This is a genomic window from Virgibacillus carmonensis, from assembly GCF_057836705.1.
Genome location: NZ_JBYQFJ010000265.1, coordinates 1 through 600, shown reverse-complemented (window position 1 = coordinate 600; position 600 = coordinate 1). Strand labels below are relative to the sequence as shown.

Genomic DNA, 600 nt, shown 5'->3' with positions numbered 1-600 from the left:
GTTGGCGTATATGAAATAACATATGCGGTTGTATCATATGCACCAACAATTGTAGCCTCCGCACCTTTCATTCCTTCCATATGGTCTGTTGTAATAAATGCCTGAGACCCTACTGCATACTTTGGATTTTCTGCTACTTCCAATCCATCTGGAACTTCATCTGAGCCAGAGTGTTCCATTTCCATATCTTCGCCGGAACTTGAATTCAATTCCACGTCTTCTTCATTTTCTTTTGAATTGTTTGCCCCATTACCGTCGTTACTGCCGCATGCAGCTAAAATTAACGCCGAAACAAGTAATATAACTGCTGCCACCATAAATCTTTTACTTTTCATGCTAATCCTCCTTAACTAAATTCTTGTTCACTAAATACTATATACCCGTTAGGGGTATAAGTAAACCACTTTGCTTATTATAGCCATATATAAGTAAATTATTAGTGAGTGAAAAAAATAGACGATGCCTAATTAGACATCGTCAGTATACTTTCTGCCAAGAGATTTTGCAGTTAAAAATATATTAAATAAATAACTACCACTAGTAAAATACGGTAAATGGCAAATGGAACCAATTTCACCTTATCAATCAGTTTCAAAAAGA

1 protein-coding gene and 1 pseudogene are annotated in these 600 nt (G+C 35.7%); both read right to left on the bottom strand.

Features of this window, described 5'->3' with window-relative positions; all coding sequences use genetic code 11:
- On the bottom strand, nt 1-335 hold a 335-nt coding region (locus AC3G7N_RS21780; protein ID WP_489424214.1), incomplete at its 3' end, for a YdhK family protein.
- 173 nt (nt 336-508) lie between these two features.
- Nucleotides 509-600: pseudogene (locus tag AC3G7N_RS21775) on the bottom strand (undecaprenyl-diphosphatase); the annotation flags it as partial.